The organism is Nocardia sp. NPDC019219, assembly GCF_040632645.1.
Lineage (GTDB): Bacteria > Actinomycetota > Actinomycetes > Mycobacteriales > Mycobacteriaceae > Nocardia > Nocardia sputorum.
The window spans coordinates 71,113-86,236 of record NZ_JBEYCG010000015.1 but is presented as its reverse complement, the minus strand read 5'-3'; the positions used below and the strand labels follow the sequence as shown (position 1 = coordinate 86,236).

Here is a 15,124-nt window from a genome sequence, read left to right as displayed (position 1 = left end):
GCATACCCACCCCGGGAGCGGGAAAACCCGTCGCTACATCGGGTACACGCTGTGCTTGCGCGGTTGTGTTCGGCGGCCGCTTCCTTGTCCCGCAGGAGCTGGAGCGCATGCCGAATCTCCAGCCGCGTGCGCGAAGGCTCGATGACGGCGTCGATGTAGCCGCGTTCCGCCGCGTTCCGCCGCGATCCACGGCGTGGCGACCGTGGCGTTGTACTGGTCGATCATGAACTCCCGCGCCGCCGCGCGCTGGTCTTCGGGAACCTGCATCAGCTGGCGTCGCCCGGCGATGTCGACCGCGCTCTCCGCGCCGATCACGGCGATGTGGGCGGTGGACCAGGCCAGGCTGATATCGGCGCGCCGAGCTGCTTGCACTTCGCGTCCGGGGCTCCTGGCGTGCGAGTGCGCCGATCTCGACGAACGTTCCGGGATCGAGCAGTGGTGACGTCGGCACAGCGCCCTATGGATCGACCGCGCACGGAGGTTTCCTTGCGGCCTGGAAGGATTCGGTGCATGAGTTTCACCGGGGACGATGTCCGGGCCTTCGCGCTGTCGCTGCCGGAGACATCCGAACAGTTCGCTTGGGGGATGCCGATCTTCCGCGTCGCGGGCAAACTGTTTCTCACGCTTCCGGAGGCGGAGACCTCGATGGCGGTCCGCTGCCCCGTCGCCGACCGAGACGAACTCGTTGTCGCCGAACCGGGCAAATTCTGGATCGCCGCCCACGAAGCCAACAACGCCTGGGTTCGCGCGCGTCTGACCGCCCTCGACGACCAGGACGAACTGGAAGCCATCGTGCTCGACTCCTGGCGGCAGGCCGCGCCCAGGCGTCTTCTCGACGACGCCGGGTGACCTCCGCGACGCCGCCTGCGTCAGCGTGCGCGGCGGCGGCGCGGCCGGGGCGCGAGTTTCAGCCCGAAGAGCAGATCGGTATTGCGGGCCGGTGTCGGTTGTTCGGACCCCCGCAGGAGTCCGGCCTGGCGGATCCAGCTGTGGTGCCAGTGGTACAGGTCCGGCAGGGTCACCTCGCACGCCGCGGCGAGCCTGCGGAGGCGGAAACCCGCGCCGCCGATGGCTCCGGCGAAAAGTTTGCCATTGGACGCGGGGCGTGCTTCCTGCTGGACGCGGGCGTCGTAGAGCAGCGGACGCGCCGCGGGCGGAATCACCCACACGTACAGGTCGGGCGCGTGGGTGTAGCCGATCGGACCGTTGAAGATCAGTGCGTCGGCGGCGAGCGCGACCGTGGGGATCGCGTTGAGTTCCATCGCGGTGGCGCCGGTGAACAACGCGGTGGCCAGCGCCGCCGCGTCCACCGGATCGGATGTGCGGGCACGAATTCGGGCGATGAGGTCGTCATCGGTCGGGACCGTCGTCAGCCCCGGCCCGACCGAGTAGGCCAGGTCCGGCGGCAGGTCCAACCGCAGACCGTGCAGCAGGAACGCGGCCTGCGCGCCACGCAGGCGCGTGATGGTGTGCCCGCGGCCCGGGCTGTCGGCGACCAGACTGCCGAGGAACCGGTACAGGCTCAGGATGTCGTTCCACTCGTCCACCAAACCGGCGCTTCGACTCTGCGGGAAGCGATCCGGCGCGGAAAGGCGAGGTTGCAGCACCGAGAGCATGTATTCGGCCAAGCCCGCCCCGCGAGGACCCAGCCAGCTTCCGACGCCGTTCTGGTTCAGGTCGTGTCTGCACGGCCGTCCGGTATGTTCGGCGAGCCACCGGCAGGCCGTCTGGATCCCGTCGGTGTAGACGGCGTCGATGCGGGCGAACTCCTCCGGTGGCAGGCTCCGGTAGGCGTCGGCCCGGAAATTGGTGACGTCACCGTCGGAGATCTGCGGCAACAGTCCGTCGCCCGCCGCGTCGGCGAGCGTGATGATGCGGGACGGCCGCTGGTTGACCTGGCCGTACCCGACGTACTTGGTCGGCGGCTCCGGCACATTGATGCGCGTGGTCCGCGGCTCGGGGACACCGATCCGCGTAGTGGCCGGGTCAGGAACACCGATGCGGGTGGTGGCCGGCTCGGGAGCACCGATACGCGTGGTCGGCGGATCGGGGGCATCGATACGCGTGGTGGCCGGCTCGGGGGCATCGCCCGTGGCGACCGGATCAGGGTCGTCGACGCCCGTCGTGACCGGAGCGGGGTCAGCCACGCGGTCGGTGGCCGCGGACGCGCCGCGGCGGTCCGCCAGCCACCGCCACAGGTCTTCCTCCGGCACGCCCAGCCGCTCCGAACTCTTTCTCACCTGGTCGGCGGAGAGTTCGTTGTGTTCGTCGAGCTGAGCCAACCTCTTCAGCTCGGACGGACGCAGCGTGGGCACGCTTGCGTCGACCACCGCCACAACCTCCCGGATTCGGCGAACCCGTGACGCCTCACAACGGGTTCTGAATGTCAGTTGCAGAGCATTCGATCACGTACCCGCCGGTAAGGCGGTGAATTCCACCGAGTTTCGGATGTTGTCTACGTCACCGACAACTTCACGGTCTACCGAAATCGCTATGGCCGGAATGCGTTCTGCCTAGTCATGATGCCTGTCGGCAGTGGCGACGGAAACAAGTGCGCCATAGCGACATCGGAAAAACTGGGTGACTTTGTCTACCGCGCTGGACACCGCCATTTCGGCACCTCCCACAGCGCCGTCGTTCCGCGAGCCACGCGCCGATCCGGCGCACGCCAGGATCACCAAACCGATTCCGAGCCACTGCGTCGCCCGCATGTCCTCGCCGAGCAGGAGCAGTCCGGCACCCGCGGCCACCGCGCACAGCACTCCGCTCCACGACACCGGCCCTTCGCTGTCGACCAGACGCGAAGGAAGCCGAGGCTCCACGAGAGGACGGTCGACACCGGCCGTGACCTGATCGAGAGCGAATTCTCAGCGTTCCCACAACCGGCTCTCGCCAAGCCCAAATACTGATGCGGTGTCCTTGACGTGTGCTGGTCGGCAGCACTCCCCAGCCCACTCCGAGGAGACCAGCTTGATGCACACCGGTACCACCGCGAGCATGCCGCGGATCGAGACATCCTGGCTGGGCGGGTCCATGGGAGCTTCCGCCAGTCGGCGTGCGTCACGGTCCATCAACGCCGACGCGGTCGCGATCGAGACCGACGCGCTGACCGGAGCGACGGCATTCGTCGTCGCCGACGGTGTCGGAGACCATCTGCTCGGCGCCCGGGCGGCGCGCACGGCGGCCGCCGCGGCGGCACGTGCCGGAGCCCGCGACGGCGCGCGAGCGGGGATCCTGGCAGCACAGGACGAGCTGCTGCGGGAGGTCCCGGAACCCTCGGCCGACGCCGTGCTCGTAGTCGCGGTGCTGCCCTCGGCCGGTCATCCGGATGGCCCCTGCGAGGTGGCGTGGGTCGGCGACTGTCGCGCGTATCGCTGGAATGGCCGGGTGCTGCATCAGATCACTTCCGATCACACCGTCGCCGAGTTCTACCGCGCCCGGGGGCGCGTCCCCACGGCGCGGATGGGTCATCTGGTCACCACCTCGGCCCGCACCGTCCGGCCGGACCACATCGGGTATGCCGCCACCGGCTCGAGCACGGGCAGGCTGCTGCTGAGCACCGACGGAGTGCACAAGCCGCTGGGCATCGCGGCCGTCAAGGCGATCCTCGCCGAGGGCGAGGCGGCTTCCGTGATCGCCAACTCGCTGGTGGACGCCGCGCTCCTGGCCGGAGGAAGAGACAACGCCACAGCGCTGGTCGTGGACCTGCCTTCCCGCACCGGTTGAGCCGCTGCCCGCGCCCTCGGGAGCGGGGCGAGCCCCACCCTTCGCGACGCGAGCAAAATTAATTCGTAAATGCTATGAATCGGCAGCGTCGGCGCGCAGTATGTCGCTGTGGATCTGACAGCCGTGCGCATCGACAAGCCGGACGATCTCAACGTCGTCATCGGACAGTCCCATTTCATCAAGACCGTGGAAGACCTGCACGAAGCGCTGGTCGGGGTCGGTCCCCATCTGCGCTTCGGGCTGGCGTTCTGCGAGGCCTCCGGGCCTCGCCTCGTCCGCCACTCCGGCAACGACGACTCCCTCGTCGAACTCGCCACCAAGAACGCGGCCGCCCTCGGGGCGGGGCACTCGTTCATCGTCTTTCTGCGGGAAGGCTACCCCGTCAACGTGCTCAACGCGATCCAGCAGGTTCCGGAAGTCTGCGGAATATTCTGCGCCACAGCCAATCCCGTGGAGGTACTGATCGCCGAAACGGAACTCGGCAGAGGAATCGTCGGAGTGATCGACGGTTCGGCGCCGCTCGGCGTGGAGACCGCCGACGACCAGGCCGCCCGTAAACAGCTGCTGCGCCAGATCGGTTACAAACTCTGACAGAGCGCCGCTCCGGCTTCCGCAGAGGTCGTTTCCGCGAAATCGCCGACCGGGCCCGGCATCCGGTGAAGCGATCCGGGCCCATACCGCGATACCTCCGCCGCGCCGGCCTCGATGGCGGACTGCGTTGCGTCAGCCGAGTTCGGCCAACTGCTGGACGGCGGGCGACATGCCATCGATCCACGCCGCCGGGGAGCCGGTAGTCGGCGTGACGATGGCGGTTTCGATGCCGAGTTTCGCGTAGTCCGCCATCTGCCGGACGAATTCGTCCCGGTTATCCGGGTTCGGCCGCGGATTGTTGGCGATGATCGTTTTGCGAATATCGTCGTAATTCCGGCCGACGTCGTCGCAATGCCGGCGCAGCACCTCGAGCTTGTGCTCGACGTCCGCGGGCGAGGAGCCGAACAAGTTGCAGGCGTCGCCGTATTGCGCGACCAACCGCAGCGTCTTGCGCTCTCCCCCGCCGCCGATGAGCACTTTGGGCCGATTGATGGGCTGCGGCGAGCACAGCGTCTCGGCCAGTTGGTAGTGCTTCCCCTCGAACGGCCCGTTGTCCTGCGGGTCCCACATCTGACGGCAGATGCGCAACGCCTCCTCCAGCCGCTCGAACCGCTCGGCGGTCGACGGGTACGGCACGCCCAGCCCGTGGTGTTCGCGTTCGAACCACGCGGCGCCGATCCCGAGCACGGCCCGGCCACCCGACAGCACGTCGAGAGTGGTGACGATCTTGGCGAGCAGGCCGGGGTGGCGATAGGTCACGCCGGTGACGAGCAGGCCGAGGTCGACGCGCGAGGTGTGCGCGGCCAAGTACCCGAGGGTGGTGTAACCCTCCAGCATGTTCGCCTCCGCGGGCAGCCCGGTCGGCTCGATCTGGAAGTAGTGGTCCATGAACGACAACCAGGTCGCTCCGGACGCCTCGGCGGCCGCGCCCACTCGCGCCAGCTCACCGGCGATGGCGGTCGTACCGCCGTCGATGTCGAAGATGGGGACGTGAAAACCGAGTTCCATGAACCGATCCCTTCCGGTGGACAATCCTGTACGACCGCACACTAAGTGCTGGAGTGCGCTCCAGGTCAAGCGGTGGATTTACCGATCGATTTCCGACAGTCGGCCTGCGGTCTCGGGGCGGTCGGCCAGCCCTAGCCGCAGATGCTCGCTGTGGTAGATCGCCTCGTCCAGCAGTTGAGCGACGTGGTTGTCGTAGAGGCTGTAGACGATGCTGCGGCCGGTGCGAGTGCCCGTGACCAGCCCGAGATTGCGCAGCAGCCGCAGCTGATGGGAGACGGCGGACTGTTCCATCCCGATGGCGTCGGCGAGCGCGCTCACCGGCAGCGGGCCCTGACGCAGTTCGGTGAGGATCATCAACCGGCTCGGCGTGGCCAGTGCCTGCAACGTGGTCGCCACATGGCCGGCCGATTCGGGGTCCAGGCGCGCGGCAGGGCGATCCCTGCCCTCCACGCCGTGTCCCATGACTGAGAAGCATACTCCAAGAACAAATGAAGACATGTTCATGTTTTCTGATATGGTCGGCGCGATCGTTCGACTGCTCTCCTGGAGGTGACCCGTGGCCGCGCCGACACTCGCGCCGACCCGTCCGACTCCGCCGTCCGATCGCGTGCTCACGCGCCGGACTCGGCTGTTCGCCCTGCCGGAAGTACGGTGGGCCGCCCTGGCGGTGGCGTTCTTCCTCGCCGGTCTCGCGATGCAGCTGGCCGATGGTCCGCAATGGCTGTGGTGGGGCCTCTACCTCGCCTGCTACGCCGCGGGCGGATGGGAACCGGGATGGGCCGGCTTACAGGCGTTGCGGGACAAGACGCTCGATGTCGACCTGCTCATGGTCGCGGCGGCGATCGGCGCGGCCGCCATCGGCCAGATCACCGACGGCGCGTTGCTGATCGTCATCTTCGCGACTTCCGGCGCCCTCGAAGCGCTGGCCACCGCCAGAACCGAGGACTCGGTACGCGGATTGCTCGACCTCACGCCGGACACCGCGACCCGGGTCGCCGCCGACGGCGCCGAGGAGACGGTGCACGCCGCGGACCTGCGCGTCGGGGATGTCGTGGTGGTGCGCCCCGGTGAGCGGATCGCCGCGGACTCGACGGTGCTCTCCGGCGGCAGCGAGGTCGATCAAGCCACCATCACCGGTGAACCTCTGCCGGTCGACAAGACCGCGGGCGACGAGGTGTTCGCGGGCACACTCAACGGCACCGGCGCGCTGCGAGTCCGCGTCGAGCGCCGTGCAGAGGACTCCGTGGTCGCCCGGATCGCGGCCCTGGTCGAGCAGGCGGCCCAAACCAAGGCGCGCACCCAGCTTTTCATCGAGAAGATAGAACAGCGCTACTCGATAGGCATGGTCGCGGTCACCCTCGCGGTCTTCATCGTTCCCCTGCTGTTCGGCGACACCGTGCGGCAAGCGCTCTTGCGCGCGATGACATTCATGATCGTCGCCTCCCCCTGCGCGGTCGTGCTGGCCACCATGCCGCCGCTGCTGGCGGCGATCGCCAATGCCGGTCGCCACGGCGTCCTGGTCAAATCCGCGGTCGTCATGGAGAAGCTCGGCGCCACCACACACATCGCCTTCGACAAGACCGGCACCCTGACCCGCGGCATCCCCGAGCTCGCCGAAATACGCCGCCTCGACGAACGATTCACCGACGACGAGTTGCTCGCGCTCGCCGCGTCGGCCGAGCGCCCGAGTGAACACCCGCTGGCGGCGGCGATCGTGCGCGCGGCCCGGCGCCGGGATCTGCGACTGTCCGAGGCCACCGAGTTCACGGCATACCCCGGTCGCGGCGTGACCGCTCGCGTGGGCGATCGCCTCGTCGGTGTCGTCTCCCCCACGGCGTCGCGTCCCGCTGATCAAAGCCACTCCCCGCACACCGCCGTCGACGCATTCCACGCCGACGGCTACACCGCCGTGGTCGTCACCTGTGAGCATCGGCCGATCGGAGTGCTGGCCCTGACCGACCGGCTCCGCCCCGAAGCGGAGGCCGCCGTGCGCGCGAGCAGCGCGGTGACCGGCACCGCGCCGGTGCTGCTGACCGGCGACAACCGCGCCGCCGCCGACCGGCTCGCCGCCGAGTTGGGCATCACCGATGTGCGGGCCGAACTCCTGCCCGACGACAAGGTGACCGCCGTGCGGGAACTGCAGAAGGACGGACGGAAAGTGACCGTGGTCGGCGACGGCATCAACGACGCCCCGGCCCTCGCCACGGCTGAGGTCGGCATCGCCATGGGGGGCGCCGGCTCCGACCTGACCTTGCAGACCGCCGACGCCGTCGTCGTGCGCGACGATCTGACCGCTATCCCGGCGGTGATCGCGCTGTCGCGGCAGGCGCGGCGGGTAGTGCTGGCGAACCTCGCCATCGCCGCCACCTTCATCGGCGTGCTGGCCGTCTGGGATCTCGCCGGAACGCTACCGCTTCCGCTCGGCGTCGCCGGGCACGAGGGTTCCACCGTGATCGTCGGGCTCAACGGACTGCGCCTGCTGCGCCGGGCGGCGTGGGAGCGAGCTGCCGGAATACGCGACTGACCGGAACCGGATGCGCAGTGCGGGAACGAACCCCGCACTGCGCTTGCGCCCGGCTAGTCGGCGCGGACCTCGCTGCGGTCACCGCTCCAGAGCGTGTGGAACTTCCCATCGGCGTCCACGCGCTCGTAGGTGTGCGCGCCGAAGAAGTCCCGCTGCCCCTGGGTGAGCGCGGCCGGAAGACGCTCGGCGCGCAGGGCGTCGTAGTAGGACAGGGACGAGGCGAACGCGGGCACCGGGATGCCCAGCAGGGTCGCGGTGGCCACGACCCGGCGCCAGCTGTCGATGGCCGTCTCGATCGCCTCGCGGAAGTACGGCGCCAGGATCAAGCTCGGCAGCGCGGGGTTCTCGTCGTAGGCTTCCTTGATCCGGTTGAGGAATCGGGCGCGGATGATGCAGCCGCCACGCCAGATCGTCGCGAGATCGCCGGGGCGCAGGTCCCAGTCGTATTCGGCACTGCCCGCCGCGATCTGGTCGAAGCCCTGCGCGTAGGCGACCACCTTGGAGGCGTAGAGCGCCTGCCGGATGTCCTCGGTGAACTGCTCCACGTCGGTGGGCTTGTCGGCCAGCCGGCCCGAGGCCAAGCCGCGCGCGGCTTTGCGCTGCTCGCGGGAACCGGACAGCGCCCGCGCGAACACCGCTTCGGCGATGCCGGTGACCGGCACACCGAGATCGAGCGCGGACTTCACCGTCCAGCGCCCGGTGCCCTTCTGTTCCGCCGCGTCGACGATCACGTCGACGAGCGGCTTGCCCGTCTTGGCGTCGACCTGATTCAGCACCTCGGCGGTGATCTCGACGAGGTAGCTCTCCAGGTCGCCGGAGTTCCACTGGGTGAACACGTCGGCGATCTGCTTGGCATCGAAACCGAGCGCGTCGCGGAACAGGTGGTAGGCCTCCCCGATCAACTGCATGTCGGCGTACTCGATGCCGTTGTGCACCATCTTGACGAAATGTCCGGAGCCGTCGGGACCGATATGGGTGCAGCAAGGCGTTCCGTCGACCTTGGCGGCGATCGACTCCAGCAGCGGCCCCAGCGAGTCGTAGGACTCCTTGGGACCGCCCGGCATGATCGCGGGGCCGTTGAGAGCGCCCTCCTCTCCACCGGAGATGCCCGCTCCGACGAAGTTCAGCCCGCGCTCACGCATCGCGGCCTCGCGCCGGATGGTGTCGGTGTAGAGGGCGTTTCCGCCGTCGATGATGATGTCGCCCGGCTCCATCGCGTCCGCCAGTTCCTCGATCACCGCGTCGGTGGCCGCGCCCGCCTTCACCATGATCAGCACGCGGCGCGGCTTCTCGAGCGCGGCGACGAACTCCTCGACGGTCTCGGTGCGCACGAAGTCGCCGTCGTCGCCGTGGGCCTCGAGCAGTGCGTCGGTCTTGGCGACGGTACGGTTGTGCAGCGCAACGGTATAGCCGTTCCTGGCGAAGTTCCGTGCGATGTTGCTACCCATGACCGCCAGACCGGTGACCCCGATCTGTGCACGCGCTGTGGAGGTCGGCATCAATCAGCTCTCTTCGTTCGACAGGGCGGCGCGTCCGCGCGAAGGACTTCGGCGGCTGCATCGTGGAGTCCGTTCCACGACGCTTCAGACCTTACCTACCGCATCGGTGCGGATCCGGACGGCATCGCGAGCGCTCGAGGTGACCACAACCGAGCGATTCATCGATCGGCCGACGGGCCGGCGACCAACTGGTCGCGAATCTCGGTGAACGCGTCGGCCAGTTGGTAGATGCCCGGCGTCTCCACGGGATAGTGCGCCGCCGCGTCCAGCACGATCAGACGCTTGGGCGCGGCGATCCGATCGAAGAACGCCTGGCTCAGCGACAGCGGAGTCCAACGATCGGCCCCAGGGTGCACCAGCCACACGGGGCAGGCGGTGAATTCCTCCGGTTCGACATCGGGAGCGGACCGCAGATAGGTGCGCAGGAATCCCAGCGGTATCCGGGAGCCGCCGCCGTGGGGATCGGTCGCGACGACACGGGTCAACCCGGGGTCGCTGGACATCGCGGACATGTTGGCGAGCAACCGCACCGGAACCCGCAGACCGTCGAGAACGGGAATCAGCAGCCGAATTCCGTACCGGCCCAGCCACCGGTGCCGGGCGATGGCCGCCCGAACCGGCGGCAGCCGCGGGTCCAGCAGACAAGTGGCCGCCAGCGCGTCGGCCATGCCGGTGCGCGCCGCCGCGGCGTACGCCAGCATGCCGCCCATACTCGCGCCGACCAGCACCAGCGGCCTCGGGTCGGCCGACTTCGCCGCCCGGACCAGATCGGCGACGCAGTCCACCCAGTCCGAGTACCGGATCCCGCGAGGCGACGGGACCCCGGTGTGGCCGTAGCCGGGCAGGTCGGGCACCTGAACGTCGAAACCCCGCGCCGCCGCCAGCGCCGCGAACGGCCACATGGCCGCGGCATGCCCACCGGCGCCATGGATCAAGATCATCTGCACCTCCGCCTCCGGTCGGCGGACACGTTCGACGTGCACCCGGTGCCCGCGCCACGACCAGGCGGCCGACTGCGGCCGTAGCTCCGGGTCCGCGCGCAGGTCGGCGGGAAGAAATGCGAGGTAGGAGGTGTGCATGCCACAATAATTCGAGCAATCCTCGGTTTTGCCAACTCGATTTCAGGACCCCATGTCGACACCCCGGAAAACCCCGCGCCAGCAGCGCTCGGAGTTCACTTTCGAAGCGATCCTCGACGCCGCTGCTCGACTTTTCCAGCAGCAGGGATACGCGGCCACCACGACGAACAAGATCGCCGAGCTCGCCGGCGTCTCCATCGGAACCCTCTACCACTACGTCCCGAACAAGGACGCGCTGCTGTACTCGCTCGCCGAACGTCACCTCCGCGAGGCCTCGCTGACGCTCCTCGTTGCGGCCGAACGCCTCCGTGCCGAGCAGCCACCGCTGCGCGAAACCATCGAGCAGTTGGTCGACGCGGTGACGCGGTTGCATACCGCGCAGCCGGAGATGCACCGGCTGCTCTTCGATCAGGCGCCGCGCACGCCCGATGGCGTCGAGCGCCTGCGCCAACTCGAACAGGTTCTCGCGGGCGAAGTGGAGTTCCATCTGCGCCGCCTCGACGTCGGCGGCGCCGACCCGGCATTGACGGCCGTGTTGCTCGTGCAGGCGGTGGAGGCACAGATCCACGGCGCGGTCCTGGACCCACCGGCCGGTCGCACCGCGGACGAGTGCGGCCGGGCGATCATCGATCTGTGGACCGGGGCGCTCACCCCGTCTCCCGGCGGACCGGCTGCCATGTCATCGTGCGGTTGCCGGGCAAGGTGACTCGGCTTCGAGGCAGCCTGCGCTCGATGAAGCCGCGCCGCGATCACCCATAGGCGATGCGCTCCAGCAGATCCAGCGCCTCGCCGACCTTGTGCAACTCACCGGTCCGCAGGCTTTCCGACAACACCTGCGCGAGCGCGGCGTTCGCGGAGGCCTGGTGACCGCACACCCACGCGCGGCCTTCGTCGGTGAGGGTCAGATTCACCCGGCGTCCGTCGTTCGAGTCGCGCACACCGACGATCAGGCCCTGATCACGCAATCCGTCGACCACGTTGCGCATCGTTTGCGGCCGGAGCATCTCCAGCCGCGCCAAGTCGACCGCGGCCATGGCGCCGTGCCGATGCAGACGACCCAGAACCGCCCACTGCGTCGCGGACAGCCGCCGTTCCTCGGGATCCCGCCGGGCGCGCCGCAGGATGACGGTCGACGCGATGCGCAGGCGAGCCGCCATGCTGGACAGTGCTGTGGCGTCCGCGGTGTCAGCGCTCACGGGCGGGCTCCCTCTGCTTACCTGATCGATGAACGATCCCCGGGCTGGTGATAGCTGCGGGAAGCCTACTCGACAGTAGAACCGCGGCGTCGACTATGACGAAATCGTCATACGGATGGTCGTCGCGCCGGATCCCCGCCGCGCCTACCAGCGAACGGCTCGCACGCGGAGGCGGCCCGACCCCACCGAGGACGATCCGATACGCGACACTGACCGCGATGGGCACACAGGCGCACGGCGGACAGCCACGACGAAGACCACCGCATCGGCGCGAGATGATCCTCGACGCCGCGGTCGACGCCTTCACGCACGGCGGCTATTACGGCACGACGATGGCCGACATCGCGGCAGCGGTCGACATCTCGGCGACGGCGTTGTATCGGCACTTCCGCAACAAGCAGCAACTTTTGGGGCAGTGCCTGATGGTCGGGCTCGACAACACGCTCCACCGGCTCGACGCCGCGTATCGCGCCGACGATTCCGGTGGCGCGGTACTGGCCGAATTGGTCCGGGTCGCGCTCGAGCTGCGCGGCCTGCCGCGCCTGTGGCAACTGGAGTTCCGCAACTTGACCGCCGCCGACAAGACCGCGGTGCTCGTCCGCGTCGCGCGGCTGACCCGCTACCTGCGGCGCGCGATCCGCCTGCGCCGCCCGGAGCTGAGCGCCGCTGACGTCGAACTGCTCAGCTGGTGTGTGCTCTCGATCGCGGTCAGCCCCTCCTATCATCGCGCCGAGTTGCCCGCACCGGCCGCCGCGCAGGTGCTCGACGCCGCCGTCGCGGCCGTGATCACGACCCGGATGCCCGCGCGTCCGGCAGGCTACGCGCCGCACCGGCCACCGCGCATGGAGACCGGCAACGCCGCGCTCGATCGAGCGCTGCGGTCGGAGCGGATGCTCGCCGAGGCGGCGCGCCTGTTCAGCGCCCGCGGTTATGCCGCCGTGGGCATCGAGGACATCGGTGCGGCGGTCGGCGTCACCGGACCCGCGCTCTACCACCACTTCTCGAGCAAGGCGGATCTGCTGGACCAGATCGTCCGGCGCCAGGACGAGTGGCTCCGGCTGCTGCTCGCCCGGGCCATCGCCGAGGGCCGCAGCGCCGAGGAGTCCATGCGCTCGCTCATGCGCAGCTTCGCCCAACTGGGCGTCGACGAGCCCGATCTCTTGGCGATCACCGTCAGCGAGATCCGGCATCTGCCGGGCGACGGGGTGCGGCGCTACCGACGGGTGCGCCTCGACGGCATCGCCCAGTGGGCTCGCATGCTGCAGGCCGTGCGACCGGACCTGTCCGCGCCCAGCGCACGGGTGCTCAGCCGCGCCGTCACCACTGTCGTCATCGATGCCGTACGCAATCCCCGCTTCCGGCGGCGCGCCGATCTCGTCGAGATTCTCGTCGCCATCGGGGAGGGCATCGGAGCGGCCGGTAGCCATGGCCGAGTTGGTCGGCAGTGATTTGCGCCACTTAGTGGCTATTAACTTATGCGCGCCGATTATGCGCTAGCAGCGGATTGAATATTGCCGCTCCTCTGAGACTTTACTTAGCAGTCATTAACATGAGATTGCTTTCGAGTTGCCGGTGCCGCACAGTGTGCCGTGGGTGATCACCTCTCCGTGCGCCCGCCGAATCCTCGCCGGTACACCGGCCCGTTTCTCGAAAGGCACTGGCCCGTGAGCCATTACAAGAGCAACGTGCGCGACCTCGAGTTCAACCTTTTCGAGGTGTACGGACTCGACGACATCCTGCGGACCGGAGCGTTCGGGGATCTGGACGGAGACACCGTGCGATCGATGCTGGCGGAGGCGGCGCGCCTGGCCGAGGGACCGGTCGCCGAACCGTACGCCGAAACCGACCGCACCCCGCCCGTTTTCGATCCGGCCACGCACTCCGTCAGCCTGCCCGAGCCGTTCAAGAAGGCGGTGCGCGCCTGGTACGACGCCGACTGGTGGCGCGTCGGCAAGGCGGAGGCGGTCGGCGGGGTGCCCGCTCCCTCGATGGTCAGCTGGGCCATCAGCGAATTCGTTCTGGGGGCGCAGCCCGCGGCCTACATGTACCTGACGGGGCCGATGATGGCCCACATCATGCACGGCGTCGGCACCGAGCAGCAGCAGCGCTGGGCACAGTTCATCACCGAGCGCAACTGGGGCGCCACGATGGTGCTGACCGAGCCCGACGCCGGTTCCGATGTGGGTGCCGGCCGCACCAAGGCGATCGAGCAGGAAGACGGCTCCTGGCACATCGAGGGCGTCAAGCGGTTCATCACCTCCGCCGACTCCGACGACCTGTTCCCGAACATCATGCACCTGGTGCTGGCCCGCCCCGAGGGCGCCGGGCCGGGCACCAAGGGCCTGTCGCTGTTCTTCGTGCCGAAGTTCCACTTCGACCACGAGACCGGTGAGCTGGGCGAGCGCAACGGCGTCTTCGTCACCAACGTCGAGCACAAGATGGGCCTGAAAGCCTCCGCCACCTGCGAGCTGACCTTCGGCGGCCACGGCATCCCGGCCAAGGGCTGGCTGGTCGGCGAGGTGCACGACGGCATCGCGCAGATGTTCCAGGTCATCGAGGAAGCCCGCATGATGGTGGGCACCAAGGCCATCGCCACCTTGTCCACCGGTTACCTCAACGCCCTCGAATACGCGAAGAACCGCGTGCAGGGCAGCGATCTGACCCGCATGGCCGACAAGACCGCGCCGAAGGTACCGATCACCCGGCACGCCGACGTGCGCCGGTCGCTGATGATGCAGAAGGCCTACGCCGAAGGTCTTCGCGCTATCTACCTCTACACCGCCGGGCACCAGAACGACGTGGTGGCACAGCACATCTCGGGCGCGGACGCGGAACTCGCCGCGCGGGTCAACGACCTGCTCCTGCCGATCGTCAAGGGCGTCGGCTCCGAGCGGGCCTACCAGTACCTGACCGAGTCGCTGCAGACGCTGGGCGGTTCCGGCTTCCTGCAGGACTATCCGATCGAGCAGTACATCCGCGACGCGAAGATCGACTCGCTCTACGAGGGCACCACCGCCCTCCAGGCGCAGGACTTCTTCTTCCGCAAGATCGCCCGTGACCGCGGCGTCGCGCTGGCCCACCTCGCGAGCCGGATCCGGGACACGGCGCACTCCGCCACGGGCAACGGCCGGCTCAAGGCCGAGAAGGTTCTGCTCGCGACCGCGCTCGAGGATGTCCAGGACATGGCGGGCCGGTTCACCCAGCATCTGCTCGCGGCCCAGCAGCAACCTGCCGAGTTGTACAAGATCGGACTGAACTCCGTCCGGTTCCTGCTCGCCGTCGGCGACCTCCTCGTCGCCTGGCGGCTGATCGTCGCCGCCGAAATCGCCATCACGGCATTGGATGCCGATCCCGGCGACCGAGACCGCGCCTTCTACCAAGGCAAGGTCGCCGTCGCGTCGTTCTTCGCCAAGACGGTCCTGCCGCACCTCAGCGCGGAATGGTCGGTGATCTCCGATGTCGACATCAGCGTCATGGATCTCGATGAAGCCGCGTTCTGAC

Annotated in this window: 13 protein-coding genes and 1 pseudogene; 7 read left to right on the top strand and 7 right to left on the bottom strand. The window is 68.5% G+C overall.

Translation table 11 applies throughout. The features are described from left to right. Positions 1 to 33 precede the first annotated feature (33 nt). Positions 34 to 371: pseudogene (locus ABZ552_RS25235) on the bottom strand (carboxyl transferase domain-containing protein); the annotation flags it as partial. A gap of 139 nt (positions 372 to 510) precedes the next feature. On the opposite strand from ABZ552_RS25235, the gene ABZ552_RS25230 reads away from it, so the two are divergent. Continuing rightward, entirely contained in the window at positions 511 to 849 is a 339-nt protein-coding gene (locus ABZ552_RS25230) for an MmcQ/YjbR family DNA-binding protein (protein WP_281879967.1), read from the top strand. A 20-nt stretch (positions 850 to 869) separates the two neighbouring features. Here the strand turns inward: ABZ552_RS25230 and ABZ552_RS25225 are convergent, their stop codons facing one another. Continuing rightward, positions 870 to 2,330: a hypothetical protein gene (locus ABZ552_RS25225; RefSeq protein WP_281879966.1), complete on the bottom strand. Its 1,461-nt coding sequence runs from the start codon at positions 2,328 to 2,330 to the stop codon at positions 870 to 872. A 643-nt stretch (positions 2,331 to 2,973) separates the two neighbouring features. Here ABZ552_RS25225 and ABZ552_RS25220 point away from each other — a divergent pair. After that, entirely contained in the window at positions 2,974 to 3,726 is a 753-nt protein-coding gene (locus tag ABZ552_RS25220; RefSeq protein WP_281879965.1) for a serine/threonine protein phosphatase, read from the top strand. A gap of 108 nt (positions 3,727 to 3,834) precedes the next feature. Then, positions 3,835 to 4,317, top strand: coding sequence for an adenosine-specific kinase (locus ABZ552_RS25215; RefSeq protein ID WP_281879963.1), 483 nt, complete (start codon positions 3,835 to 3,837; stop codon positions 4,315 to 4,317). A 132-nt stretch (positions 4,318 to 4,449) separates the two neighbouring features. Here the strand turns inward: ABZ552_RS25215 and ABZ552_RS25210 are convergent, their stop codons facing one another. Both ABZ552_RS25210 and ABZ552_RS25205 read right to left on the bottom strand, forming a co-directional pair. After that, positions 4,450 to 5,325, bottom strand: coding sequence for an LLM class F420-dependent oxidoreductase (locus tag ABZ552_RS25210; RefSeq protein WP_281879962.1), 876 nt, complete (start codon positions 5,323 to 5,325; stop codon positions 4,450 to 4,452). A 78-nt stretch (positions 5,326 to 5,403) separates the two neighbouring features. Further along, complete coding sequence (locus tag ABZ552_RS25205; RefSeq protein ID WP_281879961.1) at positions 5,404 to 5,787, bottom strand: metalloregulator ArsR/SmtB family transcription factor; 384 nt, start codon at positions 5,785 to 5,787, stop codon at positions 5,404 to 5,406. A gap of 94 nt (positions 5,788 to 5,881) precedes the next feature. Between ABZ552_RS25205 and ABZ552_RS25200 the strand changes: the two genes are divergently transcribed. Then, the gene (locus ABZ552_RS25200) at positions 5,882 to 7,849 is read left to right on the top strand and encodes a heavy metal translocating P-type ATPase (RefSeq protein WP_281879960.1); all 1,968 of its coding nucleotides are present in this window, start codon (positions 5,882 to 5,884) and stop codon (positions 7,847 to 7,849) included. Positions 7,850 to 7,902: 53 nt separating this feature from the next. Here the strand turns inward: ABZ552_RS25200 and gndA are convergent, their stop codons facing one another. Both gndA and ABZ552_RS25190 read right to left on the bottom strand, forming a co-directional pair. Beyond that, positions 7,903 to 9,348 (bottom strand): NADP-dependent phosphogluconate dehydrogenase, encoded by a 1,446-nt coding sequence (gene gndA, locus ABZ552_RS25195; RefSeq protein ID WP_281879959.1) that lies wholly within the window; start codon positions 9,346 to 9,348, stop codon positions 7,903 to 7,905. Positions 9,349 to 9,506: 158 nt separating this feature from the next. Next, complete coding sequence (locus ABZ552_RS25190) at positions 9,507 to 10,427, bottom strand: alpha/beta hydrolase (RefSeq protein ID WP_281918281.1); 921 nt, start codon at positions 10,425 to 10,427, stop codon at positions 9,507 to 9,509. A gap of 52 nt (positions 10,428 to 10,479) precedes the next feature. Here ABZ552_RS25190 and ABZ552_RS25185 point away from each other — a divergent pair, with 52 nt between their 5' ends. Next, complete coding sequence (locus ABZ552_RS25185) at positions 10,480 to 11,133, top strand: TetR/AcrR family transcriptional regulator (protein WP_281918280.1); 654 nt, start codon at positions 10,480 to 10,482, stop codon at positions 11,131 to 11,133. A gap of 43 nt (positions 11,134 to 11,176) precedes the next feature. On the opposite strand, the gene ABZ552_RS25180 is transcribed toward ABZ552_RS25185, so the two are convergent. Further along, positions 11,177 to 11,623: a MarR family transcriptional regulator gene (locus tag ABZ552_RS25180; RefSeq protein WP_281879953.1), complete on the bottom strand. Its 447-nt coding sequence runs from the start codon at positions 11,621 to 11,623 to the stop codon at positions 11,177 to 11,179. Positions 11,624 to 11,841: 218 nt separating this feature from the next. Here ABZ552_RS25180 and ABZ552_RS25175 point away from each other — a divergent pair, with 218 nt between their 5' ends. After that, positions 11,842 to 13,071: a TetR/AcrR family transcriptional regulator gene (locus tag ABZ552_RS25175; RefSeq protein WP_281918279.1), complete on the top strand. Its 1,230-nt coding sequence runs from the start codon at positions 11,842 to 11,844 to the stop codon at positions 13,069 to 13,071. A 216-nt stretch (positions 13,072 to 13,287) separates the two neighbouring features. Beyond that, complete coding sequence (locus ABZ552_RS25170; protein WP_357440142.1) at positions 13,288 to 15,123, top strand: acyl-CoA dehydrogenase; 1,836 nt, start codon at positions 13,288 to 13,290, stop codon at positions 15,121 to 15,123. Position 15,124 lies beyond the last annotated feature (1 nt).

Coding starts and splice junctions, on each gene's coding strand:
- ABZ552_RS25230 (WP_281879967.1), top strand. CDS start 511: ATGAGTTTCACCGGGGACGATGTCCGGGCCTTCGCGCTGTCGCTGCCG.
- ABZ552_RS25220 (WP_281879965.1), top strand. CDS start 2,974: ATGCACACCGGTACCACCGCGAGCATGCCGCGGATCGAGACATCCTGG.
- ABZ552_RS25210 (WP_281879962.1), bottom strand. CDS start 5,325: ATGGAACTCGGTTTTCACGTCCCCATCTTCGACATCGACGGCGGTACG.
- ABZ552_RS25205 (WP_281879961.1), bottom strand. CDS start 5,787: ATGGGACACGGCGTGGAGGGCAGGGATCGCCCTGCCGCGCGCCTGGAC.
- gndA (WP_281879959.1), bottom strand. CDS start 9,348: ATGCCGACCTCCACAGCGCGTGCACAGATCGGGGTCACCGGTCTGGCG.
- ABZ552_RS25190 (WP_281918281.1), bottom strand. CDS start 10,427: ATGCACACCTCCTACCTCGCATTTCTTCCCGCCGACCTGCGCGCGGAC.
- ABZ552_RS25185 (WP_281918280.1), top strand. CDS start 10,480: ATGTCGACACCCCGGAAAACCCCGCGCCAGCAGCGCTCGGAGTTCACT.
- ABZ552_RS25175 (WP_281918279.1), top strand. CDS start 11,842: ATGGGCACACAGGCGCACGGCGGACAGCCACGACGAAGACCACCGCAT.